At 72.1% G+C, this 16,811-nt stretch carries 21 protein-coding genes; 12 read left to right on the plus strand and 9 right to left on the minus strand.

What is annotated here, in order from left to right; translation table 11 throughout:
- Window positions 1-75 precede the first annotated feature (75 nt).
- The gene (locus AB0M43_RS20285; RefSeq protein WP_363726789.1) at window positions 76-447 is read right to left on the minus strand and encodes a VOC family protein; all 372 of its coding nucleotides are present in this window, start codon (window positions 445-447) and stop codon (window positions 76-78) included.
- 164 nt (window positions 448-611) lie between these two features.
- Here AB0M43_RS20285 and AB0M43_RS20290 point away from each other — a divergent pair, with 164 nt between their 5' ends.
- From AB0M43_RS20290 to AB0M43_RS20300, 3 genes are read left to right on the plus strand one after another with little or no spacing between them, the layout of a single operon-like run.
- On the plus strand, window positions 612-1,307 hold the full coding sequence (locus tag AB0M43_RS20290) for a YafY family protein (protein ID WP_363726791.1): 696 nt from the start codon (window positions 612-614) through the stop codon (window positions 1,305-1,307).
- A 4-nt stretch (window positions 1,308-1,311) separates the two neighbouring features.
- Window positions 1,312-1,851 carry a thioredoxin family protein gene (locus AB0M43_RS20295; RefSeq protein ID WP_363726793.1) on the plus strand — a complete coding sequence of 180 codons (540 nt, stop codon included), beginning with the start codon at window positions 1,312-1,314 and terminating at the stop codon, window positions 1,849-1,851.
- A 47-nt stretch (window positions 1,852-1,898) separates the two neighbouring features.
- On the plus strand, window positions 1,899-2,342 hold the full coding sequence (locus AB0M43_RS20300) for a DUF4395 domain-containing protein (protein WP_363726795.1): 444 nt from the start codon (window positions 1,899-1,901) through the stop codon (window positions 2,340-2,342).
- A 76-nt stretch (window positions 2,343-2,418) separates the two neighbouring features.
- On the opposite strand, the gene AB0M43_RS20305 is transcribed toward AB0M43_RS20300, so the two are convergent.
- Both AB0M43_RS20305 and glnA read right to left on the minus strand, forming a co-directional pair.
- Window positions 2,419-3,051: a phosphotransferase gene (locus tag AB0M43_RS20305; protein WP_363726797.1), complete on the minus strand. Its 633-nt coding sequence runs from the start codon at window positions 3,049-3,051 to the stop codon at window positions 2,419-2,421.
- Window positions 3,051-4,403, minus strand: coding sequence for a type I glutamate--ammonia ligase (glnA, locus tag AB0M43_RS20310; RefSeq protein WP_363726799.1), 1,353 nt, complete (start codon window positions 4,401-4,403; stop codon window positions 3,051-3,053). Before glnA ends, AB0M43_RS20305 begins: the two co-directional genes overlap by 1 nt.
- Before the next feature lie 63 nt (window positions 4,404-4,466).
- Between glnA and AB0M43_RS20315 the strand changes: the two genes are divergently transcribed.
- The 7 genes from AB0M43_RS20315 to AB0M43_RS20345 all read left to right on the plus strand — a co-directional run bounded on the left by AB0M43_RS20315 (window position 4,467) and on the right by AB0M43_RS20345 (window position 10,871).
- Entirely contained in the window at window positions 4,467-6,185 is a 1,719-nt protein-coding gene (locus AB0M43_RS20315; RefSeq protein ID WP_363726801.1) for an NAD+ synthase, read from the plus strand.
- A gap of 31 nt (window positions 6,186-6,216) precedes the next feature.
- Complete coding sequence (locus tag AB0M43_RS20320; RefSeq protein WP_363726803.1) at window positions 6,217-6,720, plus strand: sigma-70 family RNA polymerase sigma factor; 504 nt, start codon at window positions 6,217-6,219, stop codon at window positions 6,718-6,720.
- Window positions 6,717-7,628 (plus strand): hypothetical protein, encoded by a 912-nt coding sequence (locus tag AB0M43_RS20325; RefSeq protein ID WP_363726805.1) that lies wholly within the window; start codon window positions 6,717-6,719, stop codon window positions 7,626-7,628. The genes AB0M43_RS20320 and AB0M43_RS20325 overlap by 4 nt, the downstream gene beginning before the upstream one ends.
- A 110-nt stretch (window positions 7,629-7,738) precedes the next feature.
- Window positions 7,739-8,557: a 3-methyl-2-oxobutanoate hydroxymethyltransferase gene (gene panB, locus AB0M43_RS20330; protein ID WP_363726807.1), complete on the plus strand. Its 819-nt coding sequence runs from the start codon at window positions 7,739-7,741 to the stop codon at window positions 8,555-8,557.
- A 152-nt stretch (window positions 8,558-8,709) separates the two neighbouring features.
- Window positions 8,710-9,363 (plus strand): NADPH-dependent F420 reductase, encoded by a 654-nt coding sequence (npdG, locus tag AB0M43_RS20335; protein WP_363726809.1) that lies wholly within the window; start codon window positions 8,710-8,712, stop codon window positions 9,361-9,363.
- Window positions 9,356-10,150 carry a helical backbone metal receptor gene (locus AB0M43_RS20340; protein ID WP_363726811.1) on the plus strand — a complete coding sequence of 265 codons (795 nt, stop codon included), beginning with the start codon at window positions 9,356-9,358 and terminating at the stop codon, window positions 10,148-10,150. Before npdG ends, AB0M43_RS20340 begins: the two co-directional genes overlap by 8 nt.
- 43 nt (window positions 10,151-10,193) lie before the next feature.
- Window positions 10,194-10,871, plus strand: coding sequence for a GNAT family N-acetyltransferase (locus tag AB0M43_RS20345; protein WP_363726813.1), 678 nt, complete (start codon window positions 10,194-10,196; stop codon window positions 10,869-10,871).
- On the opposite strand, the gene AB0M43_RS20350 is transcribed toward AB0M43_RS20345, so the two are convergent.
- The 5 genes from AB0M43_RS20350 to AB0M43_RS20370 all read right to left on the minus strand — a co-directional run bounded on the left by AB0M43_RS20350 (window position 10,868) and on the right by AB0M43_RS20370 (window position 14,480).
- Entirely contained in the window at window positions 10,868-12,250 is a 1,383-nt protein-coding gene (locus AB0M43_RS20350; RefSeq protein ID WP_363726815.1) for an RNB domain-containing ribonuclease, read from the minus strand. The genes AB0M43_RS20345 and AB0M43_RS20350 overlap by 4 nt on opposite strands.
- 85 nt (window positions 12,251-12,335) lie before the next feature.
- Complete coding sequence (locus AB0M43_RS20355) at window positions 12,336-12,935, minus strand: hypothetical protein (protein ID WP_363726817.1); 600 nt, start codon at window positions 12,933-12,935, stop codon at window positions 12,336-12,338.
- A 51-nt stretch (window positions 12,936-12,986) separates the two neighbouring features.
- Entirely contained in the window at window positions 12,987-13,202 is a 216-nt protein-coding gene (locus AB0M43_RS20360) for a hypothetical protein (RefSeq protein WP_363726819.1), read from the minus strand.
- Window positions 13,203-13,575: 373 nt separating this feature from the next.
- Entirely contained in the window at window positions 13,576-13,956 is a 381-nt protein-coding gene (locus AB0M43_RS20365) for an SRPBCC domain-containing protein (RefSeq protein ID WP_363726821.1), read from the minus strand.
- Entirely contained in the window at window positions 13,953-14,480 is a 528-nt protein-coding gene (locus AB0M43_RS20370) for a DUF1697 domain-containing protein (protein WP_363726823.1), read from the minus strand. The genes AB0M43_RS20365 and AB0M43_RS20370 overlap by 4 nt, the downstream gene beginning before the upstream one ends.
- Window positions 14,481-14,503: 23 nt before the next feature.
- Between AB0M43_RS20370 and AB0M43_RS20375 the strand changes: the two genes are divergently transcribed.
- On the plus strand, window positions 14,504-14,989 hold the full coding sequence (locus AB0M43_RS20375; RefSeq protein ID WP_363726825.1) for an isochorismatase family protein: 486 nt from the start codon (window positions 14,504-14,506) through the stop codon (window positions 14,987-14,989).
- Here AB0M43_RS20375 and AB0M43_RS20380 read toward each other — a convergent pair.
- A complete protein-coding gene (locus AB0M43_RS20380) occupies window positions 14,967-15,851 on the minus strand; it encodes an EamA family transporter (RefSeq protein ID WP_363726827.1) in 885 nt (294 codons plus the stop codon). The two genes, AB0M43_RS20375 and AB0M43_RS20380, sit on opposite strands and share 23 nt — an antisense overlap.
- An 84-nt stretch (window positions 15,852-15,935) precedes the next feature.
- Between AB0M43_RS20380 and AB0M43_RS20385 the strand changes: the two genes are divergently transcribed.
- Window positions 15,936-16,811 carry a LysR family transcriptional regulator gene (locus AB0M43_RS20385; protein ID WP_363726829.1) on the plus strand — a complete coding sequence of 292 codons (876 nt, stop codon included), beginning with the start codon at window positions 15,936-15,938 and terminating at the stop codon, window positions 16,809-16,811.

Below are 16,811 nucleotides of genomic sequence, written 5' to 3' on the forward strand. Positions count from 1 at the left end.
TGCCAGCCTAGCCAGCACGCCGCCCGGCGGGACCCCCGGCCGCGAGGTGAGGGCCGGGGGTCCCCCAGTACCCGTCTAGACGTCCTTGCCGTTCTGGGGGCTGTACACGGCGATGTGGTTGCCGGTCGGGTCGGACAGGTGCGCGAAGACCAGGCCGTTGTCGCCGTCCTGGGCCGGGACGAGGACCTTGCCGCCCGCCGCCTCCGCCGCCGCGCACGTGGCGGGCACGTCGTCGACCACGATGTAGAACGTCGCGTAGTTGGGCGTGTGGCCCCCGGTCGCGAACACCCCGCCCTCGATCGACCGCTTGGCGGGCGTGCTGACCTTGCGGTACGGGGCCTGCTCGGAGAACCGCCAGCCGAACACCGAGCCGTAGAACGCCTCCGTGCCGCCGACGTCGTCGGTACCGATCTCGAACCAGCCGATCCCGTTCTGCCACTCGGACATGCGTGTCTCCCGTGAGTTCCCGGGGACCGGTCGTGGCGGCCCCCGGTGTGCGTGCGCGGCCCGCGGGTTCGCGGTCGCGGTGCTGCGATCGGGACAGCGTGGACCGCCCCGGCGACAACGTCCTGTCGGAGATTGATGTCACACCCCGCCGGTACGGTGCGGCCATGAACCGCACCGACCGGCTCTACGCGCTCGTCGAGGAGCTCCGCGCCGTCGCGCCCCGCCCCCGCAGCGCGCGCTGGCTGGCGGCCCGGTTCGAGGTGTCCACCCGGACCGTGGAGCGCGACCTGTCGGCGTTGCAGCAGTCCGGGGTGCCGATCTACGCGGAGCCGGGCCGCACCGGGGGCTACGCGCTCGACCGCAGCCACACCCTGCCGCCGGTGAACGTGACCCCCGGCGAGGCGATCGCGATGGCCGTGGCTCTGCACAAGCTCGGCGGCACGCCGTTCGAGGAGGCCGCACGGGCCGCCCTGCACAAGCTGCTGGCCGTGATGCCGCCCGCCGAGGTCTCGGCGACCCGGGACCTGGCCGAGCGGGTGTACATGGTCGGCCCGCCGTCGACCCCGGTGCCCCGGGCCATGGCCGAGGCGCTCACCGCCGGCCGGGCGCTACGCCTCGTCTACCTGGACAAACAGGGGGTGCAGTCGAAGCGGGTCGTCGAGCCGATCGGGTACGTGGGCGGGGTCGTCTGGTACCTGCTCGCCTGGTGCCGGCTGCGCGACGCCGCCCGGGTGTTCCGGCTCGACCGGATCCTCGACGTCGACCAGCTGGACGATCCGGTGCAGCCCCGCAAGTTCGGACGTGACCAACTAGACATCCCCTTGGACCTGCTCAACGGGGTACCGGTCGTGGGATCGTAGACGGATGTCTCCCGGGCTGTGGGTCGTGGTGGCCGTGCTCGGCGCGACCACTGTCCTCGGCCTGCTCTGGCAGCGGTCGAACGGGCGGATGCGCGACGTGGCGGGCCCGGCTCCCGCCCGGCCGCTGGTGCCGGAGCCCCCCTCGGGGCACACCGCGTCCCCTGACCGACCCGGGGCCCAGAGTCGGGCCGGCTCGTCCGACCGGGCCGCGTCCTCCGGAGCCGAGCCCCCTGCTCCCGGGCACCCGGCGCTCGCCGGCCTCGACCTGGACCTGAGCCTGCCGGTCACGCTCGTGCAGTTCTCCTCGGCGTTCTGCGCGCCCTGCCGGGCCACCCGCGCCCTCTGCGCGGACGTGGCGTCGCGCACCCCGGGCGTCGCGCACGTCGAGCTCGACGCCGAGCACCACCTCGACACCGTCCGGGCGCTGGACATCCGGCGCACCCCGACCGTGCTCGTGGTCGACGGCGCGGGCCGGATCGTGCGGCGCGCCAGCGGGCTGCCGACCAGGTCACAGCTGATGACAGCTATCGCCGACCTGGTCTGATCTGCGAGAATGTCCGGGCGCCGCCGCGTCCGAGAAGGCTGTTACGTATGCTGCTCGATCCCCGTGGGCCCCGGTTCTCCGCCGCGGTCACCACCGTCGTGCTCGTCCTCGTCCTGATCACCGGCTCCGGGTGGCTGGCACTGGCCCAGGCCGTCGTGTTCGCTCTCAGCGCGTTCCGCCCGGCGCTGTCCCCCTACGGCCTCGTCTACAGGGCCCTGCTCGCGCCCCGGCTCGGCCGGCCGGAGGAGCTGGAGCCCGCCGCGCCGTTCCGGTTCGCCCAGACCGTGGGTCTCGGCTTCGCGGCGGTCGCCACCGTGGGGTACCTGGCGGGCGCGCCCGTCGTCGGTACCGTGGCCGCCGGGTTCGCCCTGGCCGCCGCCTTCCTGAACGCGGCCTTCGGCCTGTGCCTGGGGTGCGAGGCGTTCCTGCTGTTCCGCAGGGCCACGCACCGCCCGGTCCAGTCCCGGGTGCCCAACCCCGCAGCCCACTGACGAACGGAGCCGCGCTGCCGAAGTGGGCAGCGCGGCTCGTTCGCGTTCTCGGTACCGTGCGGACCCGAAGGCCCGACTAGACCAGCAACGCCTCCGCGCGCGACAACTCGTTGCGCTCCGCCTCGGTCAGGTTCCCGTCGGCCGCCCGGAACGCCATCGCCTCCCGGACGTGGCTCAGCGGCTCCCCCAGCGCCTCCCGGTACGCCGCGAGCAGCGCCCGCGCGGGTGCCGCCAGGATGCTGTCCCCGGCCGCGACGTGCGCCAGGATCACCCCGGTCACGGCCCGGTCCAGCCCGGGTTCGCCGGTGCGGCTGTTGCGCCAGTCGATGACGACCGGCCCCTTGGACGTGATGATCACGTTGCCGGGGTGCAGGTCCAGGTGCAGTACCCGGTGATCGGGCTTGTTCGGGACCGGCGCGGGCAGCTTGTGCAGCCGCTGATGCAGTTCGGCGAGCATCAGCCCGGCGCGCTCGGCCTCCAGGTCACCGGCGACGAGCGCCTCGACCATGGAGGGGCCGTAGAGGCGTTCCATGATGAGGTCGCGCTGCCGGGCCGAGTAGACCCGGGGTACGGGGAAGCCGAGGGTGTGCAACCTGGCCATGATGGTCTTCTCGCCCGCCGAGTTGTGCTGGCCCTTGTAGCGGCGCAGCACACGGTCACGGTCGATGGCGTAGACGTCGGCGTCCCTGCCGGACGCGAGGAGTTCCACTAGAGCATCCCGAGGTAGCGCTGGCGTTCGTAGGGGGTGACCTGTCGTCGGTACTCCTCCCACTCCGCCCGCTTGTTGGCGAGGAAGAAGTCGAACACGTGCTCGCCGAGGGTCTCGGCGACGAACTCCGAACCGGCCATGACCTCGATGGCCTCGGCCAGGTTCTGCGGCAGCGCAGCGTAGCCCATGGCGCGACGCTCCGCGTCGGACAGGCCCCACACGTCGTCCTCGGCGCCCGGCGGGAGCTCGTAGCCCTCCTCGATGCCGCGCAGGCCGGCGGACAGCAGGACGGCGAAGGCGAGGTACGGGTTGCAGGCGGTGTCGGGCGAGCGGATCTCGACCCGCGCCGAGTTGGGCTTGCCGTACGCGGGCACCCGGACCAGCGCGGACCGGTTGGAGTGGCCCCAGCAGACATAGGCGGGCGACTCGGTGATCCGGTTCTCCACGTGCTGCGGGAACAGCCGCTTGTACGAGTTGACCCACTGGTTCGTCACGGCGGTGAACTCGCGCGCGTGCACGAGCAGCCCGGCGATGAAGGAGCGCGCCGTCTTGGACAGCTTCATCGGGTCGGACGGGTCGTGGAAGACGTTGCGCTCGCCCTCGAACAGCGACAGGTGGGTGTGCATGCCGCTGCCGGGCTGGTCGCTGAACGGCTTCGGCATGAACGAGGCGTGCACGCCCTGGCCGAGCGCGACCTCCTTCACCACGTGCCGGAACGTCATCACGTTGTCGGCGGTGGTCAGCGCGTCCGCGTACCGCAGGTCGATCTCCTGCTGGCCGGGGGCGACCTCGTGGTGGCTGAACTCGACGGAGATGCCGATCCGTTCCAGCGCGAGCACGGCCTGGCGGCGGAAGTCGCGGGCGGCGGCGTGGGTGGTGTTGTCGAAGTACCCGCCGGCGTCGACGGGGCTCGGGGCCGAGCCGTCGTCGGGCAGGTCGTTGAACAGGAAGAACTCGATCTCGGGGTGGGTGTAGAAGGTGAAGCCCTTCTCCGCGGCCCGCGACAGCACCCGGCGGAGCACGTGCCGGGGGTCGGCCCAGGACGGGGAGCCGTCGGGCATCAGGATGTCGCAGAACATCCGGGCGCTCTCGCCGGACGCGCCGCCCTCGAAGGGGAAGACCTGGAAGGTGGTGGGATCGGGCATGGCGACCATGTCCGACTCGTACACCCGGGCGAAGCCCTCGATCGCGGAGCCGTCGAACCCGATGCCCTCCTCGAACGCGGCCTCCAGCTCGGCCGGCGCGACGGACACGCTCTTGAGTGTGCCGAGCACATCCGTGAACCACAATCGGACAAACCGGATATCACGTTCTTCCAGCGTTCGCAGCACGAACTGCTGTTGCCGATCCACCGTTACGCCCCCTCAGATGACCTGTCAGGACTACCGTACGGCCTCGGGGGCAAGATAGGAGCCATGCCGACACTGCGCCTCGCTCTCGCCCAGGTGAACACCACTGTCGGGGACGTCCCCGGCAACGCCGCACTGATCCGCGACTGGACGCTGCGCGCCCAGGAGGCGGGCGCCCAGATCGTGGCGTTCCCCGAGATGACCCTCACCGGATATCCGGTGGAGGACCTGACGTTCCGGGAGAGTTTCGTCGCCGCCTCCCGGGCCGCCGTGGACCAGCTCGCCACCGAGCTCCCGCCCGAGCTGGCCGTCATCGTCGGCTACCTCGACGCCGACGGCCCCGCCCGGACCGGCTCGGACTCCGCCCGCGACCGGGGCCCCCGCGACGCGCTCGCGCTCCTGCACGGCGGCCGGGTCGCCGCCCGCTACTTCAAGCACCACCTGCCCAACTACGGCGTGTTCGACGAGGACCGGTACTTCGTGCCCGGCGACACGCTGACCGTGGTGCGGATCAACGGCGTGGACGTCGCGATGACCGTGTGCGAGGACATCTGGCAGCCGGGCGGCCCGTTCGCGGTGGCCGGGCGCGCGGAGGTGGGCCTGGTGGTGAACATCAACGCGTCGCCGTACGAGCTGAACAAGGACGACGTGCGGCTGCCGCTCGTGGCCCGCCGGGCGCGCGAGGCCAACGCCGCCGTCGCGTACGTGAACCTGGTCGGCGGCCAGGACGAGCTGGTCTTCGACGGGGACTCCCTGGTCGTGTCGGCCGACGGCGAGCTGCTGGCGCGCGGCGGGCAGTTCACCGAGGAGCTGCTCGTGGTGGACCTGCACCTGCCGCCGGCCACCTCCGACGACACCGGCGACTTCGGCGAGATGCTCGTCGCGCGCACCGCCCTGCCGGCGCTGCCCGAGCTGACCGGCGCGGCCGTCGCGCCCCGGGTCGAGCCCCGGCTCGGCGACGAGGCCGAGGTGTGGGGCGCGCTGGTGACGGGCCTGCGCGACTACGTCCGCAAGAACGGGTTCCGCTCCGTGATCCTCGCGGTGTCCGGCGGGATCGACTCGGCCGTGGTCGCCGCGATCGCCGTGGACGCGGTCGGCGGGGACAACGTCTACGGCGTGGCGATGCCCAGCGGCTACTCCAGCGAGCACTCCCTCGACGACGCGGAGGAGCTGGCCAAGCTCGGCGGGTTCCACTTCAGCGTGCAGCCCATCGCGCCGATGTTCGACGCGTTCATGGCCAACATGACGCTCAGCGGGCTGGCGGCGGAGAACCTCCAGGCCCGCATCCGGGGCATGGTCTCGATGAGCCTGTCCAACCAGCACGGCCACCTGGTGCTGTCCACGGGCAACAAGAGCGAACTCTCCGTCGGGTACGCCACGCTCTACGGCGACATGGCCGGCGGCTTCAACCCGCTGAAGGACGTGCCGAAGACGCTGGTCTGGAAGCTGGCCCGGTGGCGCAACACGGTCTCGCCGCTGATCCCGGAGAACTCGATCTCCAAGCCGCCGAGCGCCGAACTGCGCCCCGACCAGCTCGACACGGACTCCCTGCCGCCGTACGAGATCCTCGACCCGCTGCTGCACGGGTACATCGACCTCGACATGGGCAGCGCCGCGCTGAAGGCTGCCGGGCACGATCCGGCGCTCGTGGACCGGGTGCTGCGGATGGTCGACATCGCCGAGTACAAGCGGCGGCAGTCCGCGCCCGGCACGAAGATCTCGATCAAGGCGTTCGGGCGGGACCGCCGGCTGCCGATGACGAACCGGTTCCGCGAAGGCCTGTAATCACCGGCCCTCCCGCGACACATACCGGAGCATGAGGGAACCCAACGAGGCCTGGTTCCGCGCCGTGTACGCCGAGTGCTACCCGGCCGTGGTGCGCTACGGCCTGCGCCGGCTCGGCGCGTCCGGTCCCGCCGAGGAGCTCGCCCAGGAGGTCTTCCTGACCGCCTGGCGACGCAGGCACGACGTCCCCGACCACGAACTCCCGTGGCTGTACGGGGTCGCGCGTCGCCTGCTGGCCAACGAGTGGCGGCGGACCCGCCCGACGTTCGTGGAGCTCGTCGAGACCCCGGCCCCGGCCGGCGGGGTCGACGAGCTGCTCGACGTCCGCGCCGCGCTGGCCACGCTCTCCGAGGACGACCGGGAGCTGCTGCGCCTGGTCGGCTGGGAGCAGCTGTCGGTCAGCGAGGCGGCGGCGGTGCTGGGCTGCAACCGGGCGGTGTGCGCCGTCCGGCTGCACCGGGCGCGCAAGCGGCTGACCGCCGCCCTGGACCGGGCCGTTCCCGCCCCTGCGAAGCGAACGGGAGCACTGCTGTGAACAGAGACGTCCAACGGGTCCGGGACCTGCTCGGACCCGCCGATCCCGCGCTGTCGGCGCCGGTCGGGCCCGGTGACCCGACCGGGCTGTGCCTGGAGACCGAACACGACATCACCCCGGAGGGCCGCGCGCCCGTGCCGCGGCCCCGGCGGGCACCGAGGCTGGCGCTGGCCGGCACGTTCGCGGCGGTGCTGGCCGTGGCCGGGGCGGTGGCGGTCGTCACCCAGCTCGGCGGCGCCCCCGCCGCGCCCACGGCGGCGCCCGGCCCCGGGGCGGTCTGTCTGGCCGCGCTGGCCGACGGGATCAGCCCGTCGACGGCCGACGACCAGACCGGGCGGTACAAGCACGTGCGGATCACCCAGTACGGCCGGCCGTCGGTCGAGGTCACGGGGCAGGAGCCGTGGAAGGTGACGGTCGCCGACCAGTGGACCGCGCCCGACGGCTCGGGGCGGGTCGCGTTCGTCGGCGGCAACGCGATCGACCTACCGGCTGTACCCGGCGGGTCGGTGTCCGACGGGATCACGTACACCCGGAGCAGGACCGCGCTCGACGAGGTGGACAACCTGGGCCGGGCCGCCTCGCACCTCGACCGGATGGCCCGGAAGGCGATGCTGCACCGGCTCGCCGACACCCCCGGGGTGCGGTGTATGGGCGAGATGTCCGATCCCTCGGGCCGGACCGGGATCGCCGTCACCGCGTTCGCCGACCAGCTCGGCCCGAACGCCACGGCGCTGCCCGGCGGGGTCGACTGCAAGCCGCAGCACCTGTCCTGCCAGACGACCCTGATCTTCGACCCGCGGACCGGTGAGCTGCTGGCCCAGCTGACCCCGACCCCGGGCGACCCCGCGAAGACGGCCTACACGATGTACTCCGACCGCAGCCGGACGGACGTCCTCGGCCAGCTGTGAGATTGTCCACCCGACCCTGCCGGAAGGGCCGGGTCGGGTGGGACCATCGGTCGTAGAACCTCTCAACACCCGGGGACCCGCGAGGGCCTCGAGGGACAAGGAGACCGATCATGTCTTTGTATGGCGGCCCGGCCACCAAGCGCATCCGTACCCGCGATCTCCAGCTCGCGAAGGACAACGGCGAGCGCTGGGCGATGCTGACGAGCTACGACCAGTACACGGCGGGGATCTTCGACGCGGCCGGCATCCCGGTCCTGCTCGTCGGCGACTCCGCGTCCAACAACGTCTTCGGCCACTCCACGACCCTGCCCGTGACCGTGGACGAACTGATCCCGCTCACCCGCGCCGTCGTCACCGCCACCCAGCGCGCGCTCGTCGTGGCGGACCTGCCGTTCGGCTCCTACGAGCTCAACGCGGAGCAGGCGTTCCACACCTCCGTGCGGTTCATGAAGGAGGCCGGGGCGCACGCGGTGAAGCTCGAGGGCGGCCGCAAGCGCGCCGAGCAGATCCGGACCCTGGTCGACGCGGGGATCCCGGTGATGGCGCACATCGGTTTCACCCCCCAGAGCGAACACACCATGGGCGGGTACCGGGTGCAGGGCCGCGGTGACGCCGGTGCCGACATCCTCGCCGACGCGCACGCGGTCCAGGAGGCCGGCGCGTTCGCCGTGGTGATGGAGATGGTGCCCGGCGACGTGGCCGCGCGGGTGACCAAGGAGCTGACCATCCCGACGGTCGGCATCGGCGCGGGCGCGGACTGCGACGCGCAGGTGCTGGTCTGGCAGGACCTGGTCGGCCTGCGCACCGGCCCGATGCCGCGGTTCGTGAAGCGGTACGCGGACATGGCCGGCGTGCTGGAGAACGCGGCGAAGACCTACGCCGACGAGGTCCGCGGCGGCCAGTTCCCCACGATCGACCACACCTTCTAGTGGGTGGGGCCCGCTGAGGGCGACGATGCGCGCGTTGTCGGAGGCCCCGCATACAACACCGGTATGCGGAACCTCCTCCGCCTTCGCCTCCCCGCCCTCAGCGGGCCAAGACGTCAGATCAAGAGCCTTTACCCGTGGGTAGGATGGCGCGCATGGACCTGCCTGACGTTTCCGCACTGACCGTCGCCATCCTCGGCGGTACCGGCGAGCAGGGCCGGGGCCTCGCGGTCCGCCTGGTGAGGGCCGGCCAGCGGGTGCTGATCGGTTCCCGGACCGCCGAGCGCGGCCGGGCCGCCGGGGCGGAGATCGGCGCGGAGGGCGGGGACAACGCCACCGTCGCGGCGGCCGCCGACGTCGTGATCGTGGCCGTGCCGTGGGCCGGGCACGGCGAGCTGCTGGCGTCGCTGCGCGCCGAGCTGGCCGGCAGGATCGTGGTCGACTGCGTGAACCCGCTGGGCTTCGACAAGCAGGGCCCGTACGCGCTCGCCGTCGAGGAGGGCAGTGCCGCCCAGCAGGCCGCCGCGCTGCTCCCCGACTCCCGGGTGACGGCCGCGTTCCACCACGTCAGCGCGCCGCTGCTGCTGGACCCGGAGGTCGCCAGCATCGACATCGACGTGCTGGTGCTCGGGGACGACCGGGAGGCCGCCGCCGTCGTGCAGGCGCTCGCGGCGCGGATCCCGGGAATGCGCGGGATCTGGGCGGGCCGGTTGCGCAACGCGCACCAGGTGGAGGCGTTGACCGCGAACCTGATCGCGATCAACAAGCGGTACAAGGCGCACGCCGGGATCCGCGTCACCGATGTCTGACCCGGGCCCGGGCCGGCACGCGGGCGACCCGCCGTTCCCGGCCCCGCCCGCCGACCACCCGGCCGAAGCGCGCCGGTTCGACGGCGCCGCCGGCCCGCTCCGGGTCGTCTCGCTCGTCCCGTCGCTGACCGAGGCCGTCGCCGCCACCGCGCCCGCGACCCTGGTCGGCGCCACCGACTGGTGCACCCACCCGGCCGACCTGGACGTGACCCGGATCGGCGGCACCAAGTGGCCCGACGTCGCCGCCGTCATCGCGCTGGAGCCGGATCTGGTGCTCGCCAACCAGGAGGAGAACCGCGAGGAGGACGTGCTCGCGCTGCGCGCCGCCGGCCTGCGGGTACACGTCACCTATCCGCGCACGGTGCCCGATGCCCTCGACGCGCTCGCCGACATCTGCGTCCTGCTCGACAGTCCGGATCCGGAATGGCTGCGCACGGCACGCGCGGCGTGGGACTTCTCCCCGCCGCCCGCGCGCCGGGTCGCGGTGCCGATCTGGAGGAAGCCGTGGATGTGGGTCGGAGACGACACCTTCGCGGCCGACGTACTCGCCAGACTCGGTTTCCCGACGGTCCATTCCGGGCGGTACCCGAAAAAGTCGGTGAAGGAAACAACCGCCCTGGAACCGGACATCATTGTCTTTCCCGACGAGCCCTACGCTTTTCATCCGGGCGACGGCCCGGAGGCCTTTCCTGAGTTTCGCGCCGCGTTTGTCTCCGGCCGCCATCTGACCTGGTATGGCCCCTCTCTCGCCGAGGCGCCAACCGTTCTGACAGACCAACTGGGCTGAATGGGTTATTGCCCTTTGGTGTTACCGATGTCACCCTTCCGTGGTGCTGAATGTCGTTGAGGAGTACTGGAATCGGGCGCTCGGCCGGGACACCACCCCGGGCGTGCACCTCGTGGCCGACAGCAGGGGTGGACACGGGGTCTACGTGCTCGGCACCCCGGGCTGTGTCCGGGTCACGGTCCCCACGGAACAGCTCACCGACGCCGTGATGGCCGTGCACGGGATCGGCCCGGAGTCGCTCCTGACGGCCGAGTTCTGGTCGGAGGTCTTCCCGCAGGCTTCCGTGCTCGGGCCCAGCCAGCACCACTACCTGACCAGCGCCGACCGGCTCCCCGAGCACTCGGCCATTCGCCGCCTCAACCCCGGTGACCACCTCGCGCTCGCCGAGCTGCGCTCCGCCTGCCCCGAGGAGGACTGGGAGGAGGGCGGCTTCGCCGACGAGCCGGGCGCGCTGTTCGGCGCGTTCGACGAGGGCAGGCTGCTCGCGGCGGCGAACCTGACGAACTGGAACGGCCAGCCCACCGACGTCGGCCTGCTGACCCGGCCCGAGGCGCGCCGGCGGGGCCTGGCGACCCGGACGGCGGCGGCGGCCAGTTCGCACGCGCTCCGGCTGCACGGGATCGCCCGGTTCCGGGCCCTGGTGGACAGCCCGGCGGCCATGCGGATCGCCCAGCGTCTCGGGTACACCCCGTACGGCCTGAACGTCTACGTGCGCCTCTAGGCCCGGAACAGCACCCGCCGCTTCTTCGGGTCCGCCTCCACCAGGGTCACCTGGACCCGCTCCCCCAGCGGCAGCACCCCCTCGCAGCGCGCCACCACGGCCAGCTCCTCCACCGCGACCATGCCGCCCTTCACACCGCGCCGGTCGTCGAGGTCGAGCACCCCGGCCTCGAAGCGTTCGCCCACCCGGTCGGCGAGCAGCACGGCCTCGACCAGGTCGACGGCGCCGCGCTCGGCCGCGTTGGCCCGCCGGTCGGTCTTCGACATCACCTCGGGCAGCCCCGGGAGCGCCGCCCGCACCCAGTCGGGCACCGGCTGACCGGCGTGCAGGGCGAGGCAGACCTCGGTGGCGTACCGGTCGGCGAGCCGGCGCAGCGGGGCGGTCACGTGCGCGTACGCCGTGGCCATGCCCGCGTGCTGGGCCTGCTCGGGCACCGCCCCGTCGAACGGCGTGTACCCGGCGCCGCGCATCAGCTCGGCCGCCGCGTCCAGGAACGCCGCCCCGCGCGGTTCGCCCGGCGACACGGTGGCGATCACCTCGCCGACCTTCGCGCCAGCCGGCCACGCGATGCCCAGGGCCTTCGCGCACGTCTTGAGCCGGTTGACGGCGCCCTGCTCCGGCGGGGGCATGGTGCGCAGCAGCCCGACCTTGCCGGCGAGCATCATCGCGCCCGCCGCGGCCCCGGTGAGCAACGAGATCTGCGCGTTGTACTGCTCCAGCGGGGTCTGCTGGCGCAGGTGCAGCGCCCAGCCGTCGCCGTCCGGGGAGATCTCCTGCTCCGGGATGGGCAGGTTGATCGCGCCCCGGGCCAGGCCGAGCGCGACGAGCAGCGGGCCGATCTCGGGCAGCAGGGCGATCGACTCGGGCAGGGTGGCCGGGTCCATGTCGTAGCTGAGCTTGGCGCGGCTGCGGACGAGCGCGCGTTCGACGTCGACGCGCGTGGTCGTACCGTCGGCGGCCAGGTCGATCGTCCACAGCACGGCCGGGGTGTCCTGGTCAGGCAGCAGGCTCGCGCCGCCCTCGCTCATCACCTTCGGGTGCAGCGGCACCTTGCCGTCGGGCAGGTACACGGTCTGGCCGCGCAGCCAGGTCTCGGCGTCCAGCGCGCCGCCGGGGTCCACGAACGCGGCGACGTCGGCGATGGCGTAGTACACCCGGTAGCCGTCCCCCTGCCGGGTCAGGAGCATGGCCTGGTCGAGGTCCATGGAGGTCGGCGGGTCGATGGTGACGAAGGCGAGGTCGGTGCGGTCGGTCCGGGGCAGGTCGCGCGGGCCGGCGGCGGCCTCGGCGAGCGCCGGGGCGGGAAACTCCCCGGGCAGGTCCAGCTCGCGGCGCAGGTCTGAGAAGTCGATCCTGGGGGCACTCGAGATCCGGGTCACGCGGTCTTTCTACCAGGTCCCGCGGGCATTGCGCCCGGACGCGCTGAGGCGGGGCCCGTTCCCGGACCCCGCCCCGCGTGATGCACTACTTTTTGGTCGTACCAGTAGATTTGCGGGCTGTTGTCTTTTTCGCGGCGGCCTTCTTGACCGCCTTCTTGACCGTCGCCTTCTTCGCCGGCGCCTTCTTGGCCGCCGTCGTCTTCGTCGGCGCGGTCTTCGTCGCCTTCTTCGCGGCCACCTTCTTGGCGGGCGCCTTCTTCGCCGTCGTCTTCTTCGCGGCCGTCGTCGCCTTGCGGACGGTGCTGGCCTTCTTGGCGGCGACCTTCTTCACGGCGGTCTTGGCCGTGCTCTTGGTCGCGGCCTTCTTCGCCGGCGCGGTCTTCTTCGCGGCGACCTTCTTGGCCACCACCTTCTTCGCCGGGGCCTTCTTCGCCGCCGTGGTCGTCTTCTTCGCGGCGGCCTTCTTCACCGCCGCCTTCTTGGTGGCGACCTTCTTGGCCGGGGCCTTCTTGGCGACCGCCTTCGTCGCGGGCGCGGTCTTCTTCGCGACCGTCTTCTTGGCGACGGTCTTCTTCGCCGCCGTCTTCTTGACCGCCGTGGTCGCCGTCTTCTTGGCGGCGGCCTTCACGGCGGTGGTCTTCTTCGCGGCCTTCTTGGCCGGGGCTTTCTTAGCCATCGTGGCCATGGTTTCCTCCTTGAGAGCTAGCACTGATATGTATGCAAAAATCGCACCGGATCAGGCCGTTTCTCCTTTCCAGCGGGCGTCTTCGGCATCCAGTCGCGCCTCGCGTTCCGCCACCTGCTGTAGTGCGTGGCTCGCGTCCTGCGCGGTCGCGTACGGACCGAGGCGATCCACCCCGGCGCACGCGTTGCCTTCGGTCTCCACACGGTTGTGTCGCAGACACCAGTAGAACTGGGCCGGTTCGCCGCTCGCTGAGACACCGCTAGTCATGTGATAAGAGTGCACTCACAAATCTGCACATGTGATGTATTCGTGTAAATACGCCTACCAGCTGCTATGTGGAGCAGCGGGGCAGCCCGGCAACGCGAATGCCGAAAACCCTTGTATGCCAAGGAAAAAGGCGCGCGCACACCTGTCGATCGGTGTGCGCGCGGAGTACCAAAAAAATTTGGGGTCAGGGGCGGTTTTTGCCCTTCGAGACGAACAGGACCACCCCGATCACGGCCGCGACCGCCAGGACGATCGGGCAGAGGATGAAGGCGAGGTGCACCGGTTGCAAGGCTCCCATGGCCCACAGACTAGGGGGCGGGGCACCGGATCCGCTGCCCCGGCCGCACGTGGAGCGCCCGGCCGGGACCGTCCGTTAAGGCGTGAGGAGCGTCTTCGCCAGCCTGGGCAGGAAGAACGCCCAGCCCGCGATGTGCGCGGTGCGCTCGTCGGCGTCCGCGGGCGTGTACGGCCCGTGGGTCAGCTCCAGCCGCTCGCCGTCCGCGCGCACATCGACCCGGAACGCCTTGCCCTCCCCGTCCCACTGCCAGGAGAACGCCAGATGCCCGGGCTCGTGCGCCAGCACCCGGCCGGTGAGCACCCGGCCCAGGTGCGCGAAGTTCACCACGTACATCCCGTCGGCCATGAACAGCTCCCCGCCCCACCAGGCGCGCAGCACGTCCGGGTCGGTGAACGCGGCCAGCGCGCGCTCCGCCGGCACCCCGGGCACGTCGACCCCCGTGCGCAGCTCGCTCACGCGTCCGCCAGCGCGAGGAGCTTGGTGACGGTGTTCCAGTTGCGGGCGGTGCCGACGACGCCCAGGCGGCGCTCCAGCAGGTCGTTGGTGAGCTTGGAACGGCCGGAACCGTTCGGGTACCACAGGTAGGCCTCCGTGCCGTCGACCCGGAACTCGTCGGGCCGCAGCGCCTCCGGGTCGAGGGTCGCGATCTTCGCCGGGGACGGGGTTTCGGACAGGAAGTCCACGTGCACCGACGTCGGGTCGGCCACCCGGTCCGGCCACGGGTTGCGCGCGACCACGTCGGCCAGCTCGTCGCGGGTCCGGGTCAGCACCGACACCGTGAGCCCGAGGTCGGCGGTGATCCGGCGCTCGATGTCGCCCGCGAGATCCTCGCCCGCGCCGGTGAACACGGCGTTGCCGCTCTGCACGACCGTGGCCACGTCGGTGAACCCCATCGCCAGCAGGGCCTCCTTCAGCCAGGACATCGCCACCTTGTTCCGCCCGCCGACGTTGATCGCCCGCAACAGCGCGATATGCCTCATGGCGGCCACGCTACCCTCCGATCATGACAACGGGTCTCGTCCTCATCGACCTCATGCCGCGCATCGTCGCGCTCCCGGTCGCCCCGCACACCGGCCCCGAGGTGCTCGACCGGTGCCTCCAGCTGGCTTCGGCGTTCCGCGCGGCCGGCCGGCCGGTGTTCCTGGTCCGGGTCGACCGGCCCAACGTCGCCGAACAGCCGCCCGGCAGCGGGTTCGTCGAGGGTCTCGTGCGCGACGGTGACACGCAGATCGTCAAGAACACGATCGGAGCCTTCTTCGGTACGACGCTGGAGGCCGACCTGCGGGCCCGCGGCGTGGACACGGTGGTGTTCGGCGGGCTGGTGACGACGATGGGCGTGGAGTCCACGGCGCGCGCCGCCTCCGACGCCGGGTTCGAGGTGGAGTTCGTCGAGGACGCGATGTCGGGGCTGACGGCGGAGGAGCACGCGATGGCGGTGGGGACGGTGTTCCCCCGGTTCGGCAAGGTCACGAAGACCGCGGACTACTGACCGCCACCTCCAGCTCGGGCGCGGCCGGTGCGGGGCGGGAGCCGGTGCGGGCCGCGCCGAACGACGCGAGGGTGACCAGCAGGATCCCCGCCCCCTGGAGCGCCCCGGGGATCTGGTGCAGCAGCACCGCCCCCACCACCAGCGCGAACGCCGGCTCCAGGCTCATCAGCGTCCCGAACGCCGACGTGGTCAGCTTGCGCAGCGCCAACAGCTCCAGGGTGTACGGCAGCACCGGGATCAGCAGCGCGAGCCCCACCCCGACGAGGAGCAGCGACCAGTCGAGGTGCGGCCACGCGGCCGGCGCGCCGAAGAACGTCGCCACCAGGGCCGCCGCCGGCATCGACACGGCCAGTCCGTCGAGCCCGGAGAACCGGTCGGCGACCCGCTGGGTGAGCAGGATGTACGCCCCCCAGCACGCCGCCGCCCCGAGCGCGAAGGCGATCCCGACCAGGTCGGCGGTCCCCGTCCACGGCTGGGTGACGAGCAGGACCCCGCCGAACGCGAGCGCCGGCCAGGTCCGGCCGCCCGGGCGGAGCAGGCCCACGGCGAGCGGTCCGAGGAACTCGACGGCCACGGCGGTGGCCAGCGGCAGCCGGGCGACCGCCTCGAAGAACAGCAGCGTGATCCCGGCGCTGACCACGCCGAGCACGGCGGCCACCCCGAGGTCGGCCGGGCGCATCCGCCACACCTTCGGCCGGGCGATCGCGACGAAGATGACGGCGGCCCAGGCCAGGCGCAGCCACGACGCGCCGGCCGGGCCGATCGTGGCGAACAGCGAGGTGGACACCGCCGCGCCGACCTGGATGATCAGCATCGAGGCGAGGGCGTAGCCGACAGCGGGGGCGGAGGTCGCGGGGGTCATGGCTCCATCGCACCCCAGCCGTACCGTTCATGTCTATCGCAGGATCATGGACTAACTGTCCATGAATCGTGGACAATCGAGAACATGGACACCCATCGACTTCGGGTACTCGTCGAGCTGCACCGCAGGGGCACGATGCGGGCCGTGGCCGACGCCACCGGATACGGCACGTCGACCGTCTCCATGCACCTCGCCACCCTGGAGCGCGAGGTCGGCGCGATCCTGCTCGAACGTACCGGGCGCACGGTCCGGTTCACCCCCGCCGGCCGGCGGCTCGTGGAGCACGCGGAGGGCATCCTCGCCGCGATCGACGCCGCGCACGCCGCCCTGGGCCCCGACGGCCCGCCGAGCGGGGTGCTGCGGGTGGCCGCGTACACCAGCGCGTTGACCGGGTTCGTGCTGCCCGTGGTGCGCCCGCTCGCCGCCAGCCACCCCGACCTGCGCGTCGAGTTGCAGGAACGCGAACCCCCCGAGGTGGCGGCCTTGCTCGCCGACGACGAGATCGACCTCGGCTTCGTCTACGACTACAACCTGGTGCCCCGGTTCGCCGACGACGAGACCGCCCGGTACGTGTGCTCGACCCCGATGGTGCTCGTCGTCCCCGCAGGCCCGGTCCCGACCCGGCTGGAGGACCTGGCCGGCGAGCCCTGGGTGGCGAACTCCCGCAGCGAGGACGACACCGAGCTGGCGGAGCGGTGCTGCGCGCTGGCCGGGTTCGCGCCCCGGGTCACACACCGGGCCGACAGCCTGGAGCTGGTGATGGACATCGTGGCCGCCGGGCTGGGCGTGGCCCTGGTGCCGGACTTCCTCACGCCCCGGGCCGGGGTGGTGCTGACGCCGATCCCGGGCGTGGAGGCGGTGCGCCGGATGTACGCGGTGACCCGGCCGGGGCGGCAGGCGTGGCCGGCGGCGGCGCTGCTGACCCGCCTGGTGACCGAGTACTCGCGGGCGAACCCGTGA

It is taken from the genome of Longispora sp. NPDC051575, assembly GCF_040681875.1.
In the GTDB taxonomy this organism is placed as follows: domain Bacteria; phylum Actinomycetota; class Actinomycetes; order Mycobacteriales; family Micromonosporaceae; genus Longispora.

What these genes read in the sequence shown, in the direction of transcription:
- AB0M43_RS20285 (WP_363726789.1), bottom strand. Translation starts at nt 447, where the DNA reads ATGTCCGAGTGGCAGAACGGGATCGGCTGGTTCGAGATCGGTACCGAC.
- AB0M43_RS20290 (WP_363726791.1), top strand. Translation starts at nt 612, where the DNA reads ATGAACCGCACCGACCGGCTCTACGCGCTCGTCGAGGAGCTCCGCGCC.
- AB0M43_RS20295 (WP_363726793.1), top strand. Translation starts at nt 1,312, where the DNA reads ATGTCTCCCGGGCTGTGGGTCGTGGTGGCCGTGCTCGGCGCGACCACT.
- AB0M43_RS20300 (WP_363726795.1), top strand. Translation starts at nt 1,899, where the DNA reads ATGCTGCTCGATCCCCGTGGGCCCCGGTTCTCCGCCGCGGTCACCACC.
- AB0M43_RS20315 (WP_363726801.1), top strand. Translation starts at nt 4,467, where the DNA reads ATGCCGACACTGCGCCTCGCTCTCGCCCAGGTGAACACCACTGTCGGG.
- AB0M43_RS20320 (WP_363726803.1), top strand. Translation starts at nt 6,217, where the DNA reads ATGAGGGAACCCAACGAGGCCTGGTTCCGCGCCGTGTACGCCGAGTGC.
- panB (WP_363726807.1), top strand. Translation starts at nt 7,739, where the DNA reads ATGTCTTTGTATGGCGGCCCGGCCACCAAGCGCATCCGTACCCGCGAT.
- npdG (WP_363726809.1), top strand. Translation starts at nt 8,710, where the DNA reads ATGGACCTGCCTGACGTTTCCGCACTGACCGTCGCCATCCTCGGCGGT.
- AB0M43_RS20340 (WP_363726811.1), top strand. Translation starts at nt 9,356, where the DNA reads ATGTCTGACCCGGGCCCGGGCCGGCACGCGGGCGACCCGCCGTTCCCG.
- AB0M43_RS20355 (WP_363726817.1), bottom strand. Translation starts at nt 12,935, where the DNA reads ATGGCCACGATGGCTAAGAAAGCCCCGGCCAAGAAGGCCGCGAAGAAG.
- AB0M43_RS20360 (WP_363726819.1), bottom strand. Translation starts at nt 13,202, where the DNA reads ATGACTAGCGGTGTCTCAGCGAGCGGCGAACCGGCCCAGTTCTACTGG.
- AB0M43_RS20370 (WP_363726823.1), bottom strand. Translation starts at nt 14,480, where the DNA reads ATGAGGCATATCGCGCTGTTGCGGGCGATCAACGTCGGCGGGCGGAAC.
- AB0M43_RS20375 (WP_363726825.1), top strand. Translation starts at nt 14,504, where the DNA reads ATGACAACGGGTCTCGTCCTCATCGACCTCATGCCGCGCATCGTCGCG.
- AB0M43_RS20380 (WP_363726827.1), bottom strand. Translation starts at nt 15,851, where the DNA reads ATGACCCCCGCGACCTCCGCCCCCGCTGTCGGCTACGCCCTCGCCTCG.
- AB0M43_RS20385 (WP_363726829.1), top strand. Translation starts at nt 15,936, where the DNA reads ATGGACACCCATCGACTTCGGGTACTCGTCGAGCTGCACCGCAGGGGC.